Here is a 12450-nt window from a genome sequence, read left to right on the forward strand (position 1 = left end):
AAGCAGGTTCAGCCTGTTGCTTTGATATCCTCAAGCTATATCTGTTAAACACGGCAAGCCGGAACGTTTTATAATGAAAGCCATTTCGCCGGGAGGCCGCGTATGCGCACAATTGGTGTATTACCCAAAAGCGTATTGATGCTGGAAATAATTGGGATGGTTTTGTTATCGCTGGCGCTGCTATCGCTTAACGATTACCTCACCTTGCCCGCACCGCTTAACAGCCCGTTAGCCTGCGTGGTGATGATATTTCTGGGCGTACTGCTGATGCTCCCTGCTGCGGTGGCGTTGATGTGGCGTATTGCTCAACTGCTGGCACCGCAACTGATGTCACGCGCACCCGGTGATTCAACTGATTTAGACAGAGACAAAAGAGATGACACCAACCATTGATTTACTCCGCAGCCACCGTTCCATTCGCCATTTTACCGATGATGATATTTCGGATGCACAGCGTGAGGCGATTATTGCCGCCGCTCAGGGAACGTCAAGCTCCAGTTTTCTACAGTGCACGACGATCGTTCGTATAACGGATAAATCTCTGCGTGAATCGCTGGCTACCTTATCTGGCGGCCAAAAGCATGTGGCCCAGGCCGCTGAGTTCTGGGTGTTTTGCGCTGATTTTAATCGTCATTTGCAGATTTGCCCTGATGCGCAACTTGGGCTGGCGGAACAGCTGCTGCTGGGCGTGGTTGATACTGCAATGATGGCGCAAAATGCGTTGACGGCGGCAGAGTCGCTGGGACTTGGCGGCGTATTCATTGGCGGTCTGCGTAACAATATTGAGCCGGTCACCGAACTGCTGAAGCTGCCGCAGCACGTTCTGCCGCTGTTTGGTTTGTGCCTTGGCTGGCCTGCGGATAACCCGGATATCAAGCCGCGCCTGCCTGCGTCGCTTGTTGTGCACGAAAACCAGTATCAGCCGCTCGATACAGACGTTTTGTCGCAGTATGACGAACAGCTTGCGCAGTACTATCTGACCCGCGGCAGCAATACGCGTCGTGACACCTGGAGCGATCACATTCGCCGTACCATCATTAAAGAAAGTCGCCCCTTTATCCTGGAATATTTGCATAAACAGGGATGGGCCACGCGCTAAAGATTTTAACCCAGTGTATGATACGCCAGCTTTTACCAGGTCATTCAGAGAGGTGCAGGGTGAAAATTGCCATTTTGTCCCGGGACGGAACGCTCTATTCTTGTAAACGCCTGCGTGAAGCGGCGATGCAGCGCGGTCACCTGGTTGAAGTTATCGATCCCCTTTCTTGCTATATGAACATCAGTCCGGCGGCATCTTCTATTCATTACAAGGGCCGTCAGCTTCCCCATTTCGACGCGGTGATCCCGCGGATTGGTTCCGCGATTACCTTTTATGGGACGGCGGCGCTGCGCCAGTTTGAGATGCTGGGTAGCTATCCGTTGAATGAATCGGTAGCGATTACACGAGCGCGCGATAAGCTGCGTTCGCTACAGCTGCTGGCGCGTCAGGGAATTGATTTACCCATCACCGGGATCGCCCACTCTCCCGACGATACCAGCGACATGATTGACATGGTTGGCGGTGCGCCGTTGGTGGTGAAACTGGTTGAAGGCACCCAGGGTATTGGCGTGGTGTTGGCGGAAACGCGGCAGGCTGCAGAAAGCGTGGTAGATGCCTTTCGTGGGCTGAATGCCCATATCCTGGTTCAGGAATATATCAAAGAAGCGAAGGGGCGCGATATCCGCTGTTTCGTGGTGGGCGACGAAGTAGTGGCCGCCATTGAACGACGGGCTAAAGAGGGCGATTTTCGTTCTAATCTCCATCGCGGTGGTGTGGCGACTATTGCGAGTATCACGACGCGCGAAAGAGAAATTGCGCTCAAAGCCGTCCGGACTATGGGCCTGGACGTTGCAGGTGTTGATATTCTGCGCGCTGATCGAGGGCCACTGGTCATGGAGGTCAACGCGTCTCCGGGGCTGGAAGGAGTGGAGAAAACCACCGGGATAGACATAGCTGGCAAGATGATCCAGTGGATCGAACGTCACGCTACGCCTGAATTTTGCCTTAAAATCGGCGGCTAAGCGCAATATCGATTGCGATCGTGGTATGACACGCTCTTTTTGCGTAAGCTGTGCCGGTATTTTTTTCATCAATAGAGGTCGCACATTATTATGACATCACTGGTCGTTCCCACTCTGGATACGTTGCGTCAATGGCTCGACGACCTGGGCATGAGTTTTTTTGAATGCGATACCTGTCAGGCGCTGCATTTACCGCACATGCAGAATTTTGACGGCATCTTTGATGCAAAAGTTGATTTGGTCGATAACGTCATTCTGTTTTCCGCGATGGCAGAAGTCAGACCTTCTGCACTGTTGCCGCTGGCCGCCGATCTGTCCGCGATCAATGCCAGCTCACTGACGGTGAAAGCTTTTCTGGATATGCAGGATGATAATCTGCCAAAACTGGTGGTTTGCCAGTCTTTATCCGTTATGCCGGGCGTGACGTTTGAGCAGTTTGAATGTTTTGTTCGCCAGAGCGAAGAGCAGATATCGATGGTGATCCTTGAAGCCGGTGCGCATCAGCTGTTATTTAATGCTGAAGAAGATGCGCAGAATAGCACCGCTGAAATTCATTTCCTCCATTAATTCTTCCTGAATCTGGACATATATTGCGCAGCCGCTGCCAGAGCGGTTGCGTATTGCCCGTTTTTATTCTGTATTTAACCTTTTATTAAAGAATTATTCACCTCTATTCAGCGCCTTCCGCTTTACGTCATAGACAATTCCTGCATAAAAAATTGATAAAAGACGTTTTTTAATCTGGGCTATATCCACAATTCCTGGCTAAAGTTATTCTTGCGAAGCTTACCAACGTCATCATTTAAACAGCCCCTTGTGACCTGTTCTACGGCCACAATGTATGTTGAATGCCTGGGCGGATGCCAGCGAGCAATAGCGGCGTGAGGAGAGGTCTCTCTTTACATCGGTGCCGCATGAAAGAATATGCACGTTTCTTGCATATCATTAGAGTGTGACATTTTTGTTCGTTTGTTAACGAACTTTCAGAAGGAAAGAGATTATGACCGCCTTAAATAAAAAATGGTTATCAGGCCTGGTTGCGGGTGTTCTGATGGCCGTCTCTGCCGGCACGCTCGCTGCTGAACAAAAAACGCTGCATATATATAACTGGTCTGATTATATTGCCCCGGACACGGTGGCTAATTTTGAAAAAGAGACCGGAATTAAAGTCATCTATGACGTATTTGATTCCAATGAAGTGCTGGAAGGTAAGCTCATGGCTGGCAGTACCGGCTTTGACCTTGTCGTTCCATCCGCCAGCTTCCTTGAACGTCAACTGACCGCGGGCGTATTCCAACCGCTGGATAAGAGCAAATTGCCGGGCTGGAAAAACCTTGATCCTGAACTGCTGAAGCTGGTGGGCAAACACGATCCGGACAACAAGTTTGCGATGCCGTATATGTGGGCTACGACCGGTATTGGTTACAACGTGGATAAAGTTAAAGCTGTGCTGGGGCCGGATGCGCCGGTTGACAGCTGGGATTTGATCCTCAAGCCAGAAAATCTGGAAAAACTCAAAAGCTGCGGCGTCTCTTTCCTTGATGCCCCCGAAGAGGTGTTCGCCACGGTGCTGAACTATTTGGGTAAAGATCCAAACAGTACCAAAGCGGATGATTACACCGGACCGGCAACGGATCTGTTGTTGAAACTGCGACCGAATATTCGCTATTTCCACTCTTCGCAGTACATCAACGACCTGGCAAACGGTGATACCTGCGTTGCAATCGGCTGGGCTGGGGACGTATGGCAGGCCGCAAACCGTGCGAAAGAAGCGAAAAATGGCGTCAATATTTCCTTCTCAATTCCTAAAGAAGGTGCAATGGCGTTCTTTGACGTATTCGCGATGCCTGCCGATGCGAAAAACAAAGACGAAGCCTATCAGTTCCTCAACTACCTGCTGCGCCCTGATGTGATTGCGCATATCTCCGACCACGTGTTTTATGCCAATGCCAACAAAGAAGCGACGGCTCTGGTAAGCCCTGAAGTTCGTGACAACCCGGGTATTTACCCGCCTGCGGATGTGCGAGCTAAGTTATTCACACTGAAAGTACAGGATCCGAAGATCGATCGTGTACGTACCCGCGCATGGACGAAGGTAAAAAGCGGGAAATAAACCGATGTTTGGGACATGACCCGGCAGGATTTGTGCCTGCCGGGCAGCGTTGAGCCCGGACACATATAACCCGGCAATACGCACCGTTATGGTGCGTTATTTGCACCGTTTCTTTGTTTTATGCCGGAGAGCACCTGAGTGAATGATGCAACCCCACGCCCACAAGCGAAAATCCGCAAGGCGCTGACCCCGCTGCTTGAAATTCGCAATCTGACCAAGTCATTTGACGGTCAGCACGCCGTTGATGACGTCAATCTTACTATCTACAAAGGTGAAATATTTGCTCTGCTCGGCGCGTCCGGCTGTGGCAAATCGACACTGCTGCGGATGCTGGCGGGATTTGAACTGCCGACTACCGGGCAAATCATGCTTGATGGCGTCGATTTAGCGCATGTCCCGCCTTATCTGCGTCCAATTAATATGATGTTTCAGTCCTACGCCTTGTTTCCGCATATGACTGTCGAGCAGAACATTGCCTTTGGTCTCAAGCAGGACAAACTGCCGAAGGCTGAAATCGCCAGTCGGGTGAATGAGATGCTGGGACTCGTGCATATGCAGGAGTTCGCTAAACGCAAACCACATCAGCTTTCTGGCGGCCAGCGTCAGCGCGTGGCATTGGCGCGCAGCCTGGCAAAACGTCCAAAACTGCTGCTGCTGGATGAACCAATGGGGGCGCTGGATAAAAAACTCCGAGACCGCATGCAACTGGAGGTAGTGGATATCCTGGAACGCGTCGGTGTGACCTGCGTGATGGTGACGCACGATCAGGAAGAAGCCATGACGATGGCGGGTCGTATTGCGATCATGAATCGTGGAAAATTTGTCCAGATTGGTGAGCCAGAAGAGATCTACGAGCATCCGACCACGCGTTATAGCGCAGAGTTTATCGGTTCGGTAAACGTTTTTGAGGGACTGCTGAAAGAACGTCGGGAAGATGGTCTGGTGATTGAGTCTCCAGGACTGGTGCATCCGCTGAAAGTGGACGCCGATGCTTCTGTTGTCGATAACGTCCCGGTGTATGTTGCGCTGCGTCCGGAAAAAATCATGCTCTGCGAAGCGCCTCCGCCAGAGGGTTATAACTTCGCGGTAGGCGAAGTGGTGCACATTGCCTATCTGGGTGATTTGTCGGTGTATCACGTACGTTTGAAAAGCGGTCAGATGTTGAGCGCCCAGCTACAAAATGAGCATCGTTATCGTAAAGGGTTACCAACCTGGGGTGACGAAGTCCGTTTATGTTGGGATGCGGACAGCTGTGTGGTGTTGACGGTTTAAGGAGCGAAGATGAGTACACTTGAACCTGCGGCACGCGTGGATAACGCGGGGCGATTCAGGCTGTTTATGTCGCGGCTGCAAATGAAGCACGGGCGCAAGCTGGTGATCGCGCTGCCGTATGTGTGGCTGCTGCTCCTGTTTCTGCTGCCTTTTCTGATCGTCTTCAAAATCAGTTTGGCTGAAATGGCGCGCGCTATTCCACCCTATACCGACCTCGTTTCATGGGCTGACGATCAGTTATCCATCACGCTCAACTTAGCCAACTTCCTGCAACTGACGGACGATCCGCTCTATTTCGATGCCTACCTGCAATCGTTACAGGTGGCGGGAATTTCGACAATCTGTTGTCTGCTGCTGGGATACCCGCTGGCATGGGCAGTCGCGCACAGTAAACCCTCAACGCGTAATATTCTGCTGTTGCTGGTGATCCTACCGTCCTGGACCTCGTTTTTAATTCGCGTGTATGCCTGGATGGGGATCCTGAAAAACAACGGCGTCCTGAACAACTTTCTGATGTGGCTGGGTGTCATCGACCAACCGTTGACTATTTTGCACACCAATCTGGCGGTCTATATCGGCATTGTTTACGCCTATTTGCCCTTTATGGTGCTGCCGATTTATACCGCGCTGACCCGTATTGATTACTCGCTGGTGGAAGCGGCGCTGGATTTAGGTGCCCGACCGCTGAAGACTTTCTTTAGCGTGATTGTGCCGTTGACCAAGGGCGGGATTATTGCCGGGTCAATGCTGGTGTTTATTCCGGCTGTTGGCGAGTTTGTGATCCCTGAGCTGCTGGGCGGCCCGGACAGCATCATGATTGGCCGTGTGCTTTGGCAGGAGTTTTTCAATAACCGCGACTGGCCGGTGGCTTCTGCTGTCGCCATTATTATGCTGCTGTTACTGATTGTGCCGATCATGTGGTTCCACAAATATCAGCAAAAAAGCGTGGGGGAACACGGATGAATAACTTACCAGTCGTTCGCTCGCCGTGGCGTATTTTTATCCTGGTAGTTGGCTTTACCTTCCTGTACGCGCCGATGCTGATGTTGGTTATCTATTCGTTTAACAGCTCGAAGCTGGTGACGGTTTGGGCGGGGTGGTCAACGCGTTGGTATGGCGAGCTTTTTCACGATACCGCGATGATAAGCGCCGTAGGCATGAGCCTAACGATTGCCGCGGGCGCTGCGACGATGGCGGCAATCCTTGGTACCATCGCCGCCGTGGTAATGGTGCGCTTTGGTCGTTTTCGTGGTTCGAATGGTTTCGCCTTTATGATCACCGCGCCGCTGGTTATGCCAGATGTCATTACCGGTTTGTCGCTGCTGCTGCTGTTTGTAGCGTTGGCTCACGCCATCGGCTGGCCGGCGGATCGCGGTATGCTGACCATCTGGCTGGCGCACGTCACCTTCTGTACAGCGTACGTAGCGGTGGTAATTTCTTCACGTTTGCGCGAACTGGATCATTCCATTGAGGAAGCTGCGATGGATCTTGGCGCCACGCCGCTGAAGGTCTTTTTCGTCATCACGTTGCCGATGATTATGCCGGCGGTGATTTCCGGTTGGCTATTAGCCTTCACGCTGTCACTCGATGATCTGGTTATTGCCAGCTTTGTCTCTGGTCCTGGCGCCACAACGTTACCGATGCTGGTGTTCTCCAGCGTACGTATGGGGGTGAACCCGGAGATCAACGCGCTGGCGACGCTGATTCTTGGTGTGGTAGGAATTATCGGATTTATCGCGTGGTATCTGATGGCGCGAACAGAAAAACAACGGATCCGCGATATCCAACGTGCAAGACGCGGCTGAAAAAACTAAAATCTGCCAACCTGTCTATACGGCGCAGCTGTGGTGGTTGCGCCGTTTTCATGGAAGACGACGCGTTGGGATTTTTTAAGAAATCATCCACATCACATGCTCGCTTAAACGTCCCTGCTTTGGTGCAGGTGGCGGCGCTGGCTATTATTATGATCCGCTGTCTCGATCTGTTGATGATTTTTAATACGCTTGGGTTTCGTGGAACCAGTGAGTTTATTCATCGCAGTGTGCAGACCTGGAATTTGACGCTGGTGTTTCTGGGCAGTCTGGTGCTGCTATTTATCGAAATTTACTGTGCATTTTCGCTGGTAAAAGGACGGAACTGGGCACGCTGGATCTATCTGTTGACCCAGATTATCGCCAGCGTCTATCTGTGGGCTGCTTCGCTGGGCTACGGATATCCCGAACTGTTCAGTATTGCGGGGGAGTCCAGACGCGAAATCCTGCATACGCTGGTGATGCAAAAACTGCCGGATATGCTGGTATTGCTGCTACTGTTTGTTCCTGCGTCCAGCAGGCGGTTCTTCCGTTTGCAATAACGTGTATAATCTTGGCCCCCGGTTAATTTGTAGGTCTTTGTATGCAGTGCGCACTTTATGACGCCGAACGCTGTCGCTCCTGTCAGTGGATAACACAGCCTGTCGCCGATCAACTCTTCGCTAAAACAGCCGATCTGCAGAATCTGCTGGCCGATTATCCGGTCGGAGAATGGTGCGCGCCGGTCAGTGGTCCGGAAAGCGCGTTTCGCAATAAAGCCAAAATGGTGGTCAGCGGCAGCGTGGAAAAACCGTTGCTGGGGATGTTGCATCGTGACGGTACGCCGGAGGATTTGTGCGACTGTCCGCTCTACCCTGAGTCTTTTGCGCCCGTATTTTCCGTTCTTAAGCCGTTTATCGCCCGAGCAGGATTAACACCCTATAACGTTGCGCGTAAACGCGGGGAACTGAAATATTTGCTGTTAACGGAAAGCCGGTTCGATGGCGGCATGATGCTGCGTTTTGTCCTGCGTTCTGAAGCAAAACTGGCACAGCTGCGCGCGGCGCTGCCCTGGCTGCAGGCACAACTCCCACAGTTAAAAGTGATCACTGCCAATATTCAGCCGGTGCATATGGCGATTATGGAAGGGGAGACAGAAATCTTCCTGACGGAACAACAGGCGCTGGCGGAACGCTTTAACGATGTACCGTTGTGGATCCGCCCACAGAGCTTCTTCCAGACTAACCCGGTGGTGGCGGGGCAGTTGTATGCCACGGCGCGCGACTGGGTGCGTCAGCTTCCGGTTAATCACATGTGGGATCTGTTTTGCGGCGTTGGGGGTTTTGGTCTGCACTGCGCTACACCGCAAATGAAACTGATGGGGATTGAAATCGCGCCAGAGGCGATTACCTGCGCGAAGCAGTCGGCGCAGGAACTTGGGTTGCAGAATCTGCATTTTCAGGCGTTGGATTCAACTCAGTTTGCTACCGCTCAGGGCGAAGTTCCGGATCTGGTGCTGGTGAATCCGCCGCGTCGCGGGATTGGGAAACCGCTGTGCGATTTTCTTTCCCGCATGGCACCGCGTTTTATTGTTTATTCCAGCTGTAATGCGCAAACCATGGCGAAGGATATTCGTGAGTTGCCTGGGTATCGAATTGAACGCGTTCAGCTTTTCGATATGTTCCCGCACACCTCGCATTATGAAGTGTTAACGCTACTCAGCCGACAATAATTGCTATGCCTGATGGCGCTTCGCTTATCAGGCCTACAGGTTGTTCGTCATTCGTAGGCCGGATAAGGTGCTTGCACCGCATCCGGCAAATCAATATGCGAAAAAAAAGCCCGTACTTGCGTACGAGCTCTTCTTAAAATATGGCGGTGAGGCGGGGATTGACTCGCTTCGCTCGCCCTGCGGGCAGCCTGTTCGCTGCGCTCTCAGTCTGTCCAACTGGCTGCGCCAGTAGTCGAACCCCGGTCCGGGCTTCTCATCCCCGCCAGGCTGTGCAACATGCGAAAAAAAAGCCCGTACTTGCGTACGAGCTCTTCTTAAAATATGGCGGTGAGGCGGGGATTCGAACCCCGGATACGTTGCCGTATACACACTTTCCAGGCGTGCTCCTTCAGCCACTCGGACACCTCACCATATTGTATTGCTGCCTGACCGCTTGGGGGGCAACGGGGCGCTACTATAGGGAGTTGCGCTAAAACGGTCAAGCAGAATTTACGTGTTAACTCTCGTTTGGTTACGCAATATACATATTCCTCCGCCCAGGCAGGCGCGGAGGATAGGATTAGCGCTGAGAGTCCAGTTTTTCGCCGTTGGTCACGACTTCCTGGGCTTTACTGTAGCTCTCGATCAGCAACTGATAAGCCGGGAAGACTTTGGTATACACTTCCGCCCATTCGGCGGCGTCTTCACGGTTCCATGTGCCCTGAATTTCAGAAGCGACGGCGGCGGTATCCATCGGCACGACGCCAGCCTGAACAACGCGAGCCAGGGTGATTTCCTGCGCCATTTTGCTGTAAGTACCGGAAGCGTCGATCACTGCGAAGACCTTATAGCCTTCCGCAACCGCGCTGATAGCCGGGAAAGCCATGCACACGCTGGTAATCGTACCGGCGATAATCAGCGTCTTGCGACCTGTTGTTTTTACCGCTTTCACGAAGTCTTCGTTATCCCAGGCGTTGATTTCGCCTTTACGCGCCACGTATTGGGCATGTGGCGCATTAGCGTGGATCTCAGGGATCAGCGGGCCGTTAGGTCCCTGCGGTACGGATGCCGTGGTAATCACCGGTATCTTCGCCAGGGTCGCCATTTTAGCCAGCGCGGCGGCACGCGCACGCAGTTCTGGCATTGGCATGTCGCCGACGGTCTGGAACAACCCGCTCTGATGATCGATAAGCAGCATGACGGAATCATTTACATCGATGACCGGACGTGAACCATTAAAGTTTGCAGGACTGGACATATTCTTCTCCTTCGATTCAGATTTGGCCAAAGCGGCCGGAGTTAAAATCGCGTACGGCTTCAGCGATTTCTTGTTTCGTGTTCATTACAAACGGACCGTAACCTACAATCGGCTCGTTCAACGGTTCTCCAGAAAGCAGTAGCACGCTGGCGTCGCTGGAGGCTTCAATATGCAGCGTTTTCCCTTGCTGGCTCAGCACCACCAGTTGCGCTTCGCTGGCAGACGTAGTGCCGTTTACGGTGATATTCCCTTTCAATACCACCAGCGCAGTGCTCCATCCTTCCGGCTGGGACAACGTGAGCTGATGATTACGTTGTAAACGCATATCCCAAACGTTCAGCGGCGAGAAGGTATGTGCCGGGCCTTTTGTATCCTGATAGCTGCCCGCAATCACCCGAACGCTTCCTGCTTCATCAGGCAGGGCGACAGAGGGGATCACATCGCTGTTGATGCCCTGGTAACCCGGAACGGCCATTTTGTCCTTTGCTGGCAGATTGACCCACAGCTGTACCATTTCCAGTTCGCCGCCCTGACGGGTAAATTCTGGTGAATGGAACTCTTCGTGTAATATTCCTGCACCCGCAGTCATCCACTGCACGTCGCCGGGGCCGATAATGCCGCCGCGACCGGTTGAATCACGGTGTTCAACTTCGCCGCTGTAAACGATGGTCACCGTCTCAAAACCACGGTGAGGGTGCTCGCCTACGCCGCGTTTTTCGTTACCCGGCGTAAACGTATATGGACCGGCGTAATCCAGCAGCAGGAACGGACTTAGTTGCTCAGCATGAGACTGGTAAGAAAACATCGAGCGAACCGGAAATCCATCGCCAACCCAGTGCGGGCGAGGTGCGGTGTAGACGCCTGTTACGTGTTTCATTTGTGTCTCCTCAGTGGCGTTATCTTGATGTGAATAAGCTTATATTCATGACAGCGAACTGAGTAGTAGCTAAAATAGTTCTCACTGTCTCATAAATAGGACAATTAGATGACGAAGCCAGATCTCAATGATTTTGCATGGTTTGTGCATGTTGTAGAGGAAGGAGGATTCGCGGCGGCGGGTCGGGCGCTTGATGAACCGAAATCAAAACTAAGCCGACGGATAGCGCAACTGGAAGAGAGGCTGGGAGTTCGACTGATTCAGCGAACCACCCGCCAGTTTAACGTGACGGAAGTGGGGCAAACCTTTTACGAACACTGTAAGGCGATGCTGGTTGAAGCGCAGGCGGCGCAGGATGCCATTGCCGCGTTACAGGTTGAACCGCGTGGCGTGGTGAAGTTGACGTGCCCGGTCACGTTACTGCATGTGCATATCGGGCCGATGCTTGCTCGTTTTATGGCGCGTTATCCTGACGTATCAGTGCAACTGGAGGCGACAAATCGTCGTGTTGACGTCGTTGGAGAAGGTCTGGACGTGGCGATTCGCGTCAGGCCCAGACCATTTGAGGATAGCGACCTGGTGATGCGTGTGCTGGCGGACAGGGGGCATCGTTTGTATGCCAGCCCGCAGTTAATCGAGCAAATGGGGGCGCTACACTCTCCGGCGGAGCTGACTCGCTGGCCTGGTTTGAGTCTCGCCTCGGGCAAACATGTACATCGTTGGGAGTTATTTGGCCCGCAGGGCGCGCGGGCAGAGGTGCATTTCACGCCGCGAATGATTACCACCGATATGCTGGCGCTACGTGAAGCCGCAGTTGCCGGTGTGGGGGTAGTGCAGCTTCCGCAACTGATGGTAAAAGATCAATTAGCCGCGGGTGAACTGGTGGCGTTGCTCGACGGTTGGGAACCGAAGCGAGAAATTATTCACGCAGTCTTTCCATCACGCAGGGGATTATTGCCGTCAGTGCGCGCTTTAGTAGATTTCTTAACGGAAGAATATGCGCGGATGATTGAGGATTAAATACATATCCTCAGCCCACAAAAAAGGCCGGTTAAACCGACCTTTTATTATCTGGACGCCATTCGGGCGTTAAAAACAATCAGCGACTACGGAAGACAATGCGGCCTTTGCTCAGGTCGTACGGGGTCAGCTCAACAGTCACTTTGTCGCCCGTCAGGATGCGGATATAGTTTTTGCGCATTTTACCGGAGATGTGTGCAGTAACCACGTGACCGTTTTCTAACTCTACGCGGAACATGGTATTAGGTAACGTATCGAGAACGGTACCCTGCATTTCAATATTGTCTTCTTTGGCCATCTAATCCTCTGGGGTATCACTACCGTAATTTGAACCGGCAAGATAATGCC

The 12450-nt window shown here is 52.5% G+C and carries 14 protein-coding genes, 1 tRNA gene and 1 other RNA gene; 11 read left to right on the plus strand and 5 right to left on the minus strand.

From position 1 onward, the window contains the following. Nucleotides 1-102: 102 nt before the first annotated feature. From OGV98_RS17295 to rlmC, 10 genes are all read left to right on the plus strand, one after another. Nucleotides 103-393: a YbjC family protein gene (locus OGV98_RS17295; protein ID WP_003845523.1), complete on the plus strand. Its 291-nt coding sequence runs from the start codon at nt 103-105 to the stop codon at nt 391-393. Beyond that, entirely contained in the window at nt 377-1099 is a 723-nt protein-coding gene (gene nfsA / locus OGV98_RS17300) for a nitroreductase NfsA (RefSeq protein WP_044701671.1), read from the plus strand. Before OGV98_RS17295 ends, nfsA begins: the two co-directional genes overlap by 17 nt. Before the next feature lie 59 nt (nt 1100-1158). Continuing rightward, nucleotides 1159-2061, plus strand: a complete 903-nt coding sequence (gene rimK, locus OGV98_RS17305) for a 30S ribosomal protein S6--L-glutamate ligase (protein ID WP_202580642.1) — start codon at nt 1159-1161, stop codon at nt 2059-2061. Between the two features lie 90 nt (nt 2062-2151). Next, on the plus strand, nt 2152-2628 hold the full coding sequence (locus OGV98_RS17310) for a type III secretion system chaperone family protein (protein WP_003035368.1): 477 nt from the start codon (nt 2152-2154) through the stop codon (nt 2626-2628). A 433-nt stretch (nt 2629-3061) separates the two neighbouring features. After that, nucleotides 3062-4174 (plus strand): spermidine/putrescine ABC transporter substrate-binding protein PotF, encoded by a 1113-nt coding sequence (gene potF, locus OGV98_RS17315; protein ID WP_046669940.1) that lies wholly within the window; start codon nt 3062-3064, stop codon nt 4172-4174. 138 nt (nt 4175-4312) lie between these two features. Continuing rightward, complete coding sequence (gene potG, locus OGV98_RS17320; protein WP_003035373.1) at nt 4313-5446, plus strand: putrescine ABC transporter ATP-binding subunit PotG; 1134 nt, start codon at nt 4313-4315, stop codon at nt 5444-5446. A 9-nt stretch (nt 5447-5455) separates the two neighbouring features. Further along, nucleotides 5456-6409, plus strand: coding sequence for a putrescine ABC transporter permease PotH (gene potH, locus OGV98_RS17325; protein ID WP_044701670.1), 954 nt, complete (start codon nt 5456-5458; stop codon nt 6407-6409). Continuing rightward, entirely contained in the window at nt 6406-7251 is an 846-nt protein-coding gene (potI, locus tag OGV98_RS17330) for a putrescine ABC transporter permease PotI (protein ID WP_003035376.1), read from the plus strand. The genes potH and potI overlap by 4 nt, the downstream gene beginning before the upstream one ends. Before the next feature lie 59 nt (nt 7252-7310). Beyond that, nucleotides 7311-7799 (plus strand): YbjO family protein, encoded by a 489-nt coding sequence (locus OGV98_RS17335; protein WP_003035378.1) that lies wholly within the window; start codon nt 7311-7313, stop codon nt 7797-7799. 41 nt (nt 7800-7840) lie between these two features. Continuing rightward, nucleotides 7841-8968, plus strand: a complete 1128-nt coding sequence (rlmC, locus tag OGV98_RS17340; RefSeq protein WP_286551755.1) for a 23S rRNA (uracil(747)-C(5))-methyltransferase RlmC — start codon at nt 7841-7843, stop codon at nt 8966-8968. Between the two features lie 141 nt (nt 8969-9109). Here rlmC and OGV98_RS17345 read toward each other — a convergent pair. The 4 genes from OGV98_RS17345 to OGV98_RS17360 form a co-directional block, all read right to left on the minus strand. Then, a non-coding RNA gene (locus OGV98_RS17345) (RtT sRNA) lies at nt 9110-9246 on the minus strand. Between the two features lie 44 nt (nt 9247-9290). Beyond that, a tRNA-Ser gene (locus tag OGV98_RS17350) sits at nt 9291-9378 on the minus strand. A 149-nt stretch (nt 9379-9527) separates the two neighbouring features. Beyond that, entirely contained in the window at nt 9528-10205 is a 678-nt protein-coding gene (locus tag OGV98_RS17355; protein ID WP_016149852.1) for an isochorismatase family protein, read from the minus strand. A gap of 16 nt (nt 10206-10221) precedes the next feature. Continuing rightward, on the minus strand, nt 10222-11082 hold the full coding sequence (locus OGV98_RS17360; protein WP_202580641.1) for a pirin family protein: 861 nt from the start codon (nt 11080-11082) through the stop codon (nt 10222-10224). Between the two features lie 108 nt (nt 11083-11190). Here OGV98_RS17360 and OGV98_RS17365 point away from each other — a divergent pair, with 108 nt between their 5' ends. Then, nucleotides 11191-12102, plus strand: a complete 912-nt coding sequence (locus OGV98_RS17365) for a LysR family transcriptional regulator (RefSeq protein WP_003847025.1) — start codon at nt 11191-11193, stop codon at nt 12100-12102. Between the two features lie 79 nt (nt 12103-12181). Here OGV98_RS17365 and infA read toward each other — a convergent pair whose 3' ends face one another. Further along, nucleotides 12182-12400, minus strand: coding sequence for a translation initiation factor IF-1 (infA, locus tag OGV98_RS17370; protein WP_002211347.1), 219 nt, complete (start codon nt 12398-12400; stop codon nt 12182-12184). Nucleotides 12401-12450: the final 50 nt, after the last annotated feature.

Origin of the sequence: Citrobacter sp. Cf136, assembly GCF_030333815.1 — a bacterium.
GTDB classification, from domain to species: domain Bacteria; phylum Pseudomonadota; class Gammaproteobacteria; order Enterobacterales; family Enterobacteriaceae; genus Citrobacter; species Citrobacter freundii.

Coding starts and splice junctions, on each gene's coding strand:
- OGV98_RS17295 (WP_003845523.1), top strand. CDS start 103: ATGCGCACAATTGGTGTATTACCCAAAAGCGTATTGATGCTGGAAATA.
- nfsA (WP_044701671.1), top strand. CDS start 377: ATGACACCAACCATTGATTTACTCCGCAGCCACCGTTCCATTCGCCAT.
- OGV98_RS17310 (WP_003035368.1), top strand. CDS start 2,152: ATGACATCACTGGTCGTTCCCACTCTGGATACGTTGCGTCAATGGCTC.
- potF (WP_046669940.1), top strand. CDS start 3,062: ATGACCGCCTTAAATAAAAAATGGTTATCAGGCCTGGTTGCGGGTGTT.
- potH (WP_044701670.1), top strand. CDS start 5,456: ATGAGTACACTTGAACCTGCGGCACGCGTGGATAACGCGGGGCGATTC.
- potI (WP_003035376.1), top strand. CDS start 6,406: ATGAATAACTTACCAGTCGTTCGCTCGCCGTGGCGTATTTTTATCCTG.
- OGV98_RS17335 (WP_003035378.1), top strand. CDS start 7,311: ATGGAAGACGACGCGTTGGGATTTTTTAAGAAATCATCCACATCACAT.
- rlmC (WP_286551755.1), top strand. CDS start 7,841: ATGCAGTGCGCACTTTATGACGCCGAACGCTGTCGCTCCTGTCAGTGG.
- OGV98_RS17355 (WP_016149852.1), bottom strand. CDS start 10,205: ATGTCCAGTCCTGCAAACTTTAATGGTTCACGTCCGGTCATCGATGTA.
- OGV98_RS17360 (WP_202580641.1), bottom strand. CDS start 11,082: ATGAAACACGTAACAGGCGTCTACACCGCACCTCGCCCGCACTGGGTT.
- OGV98_RS17365 (WP_003847025.1), top strand. CDS start 11,191: ATGACGAAGCCAGATCTCAATGATTTTGCATGGTTTGTGCATGTTGTA.
- infA (WP_002211347.1), bottom strand. CDS start 12,400: ATGGCCAAAGAAGACAATATTGAAATGCAGGGTACCGTTCTCGATACG.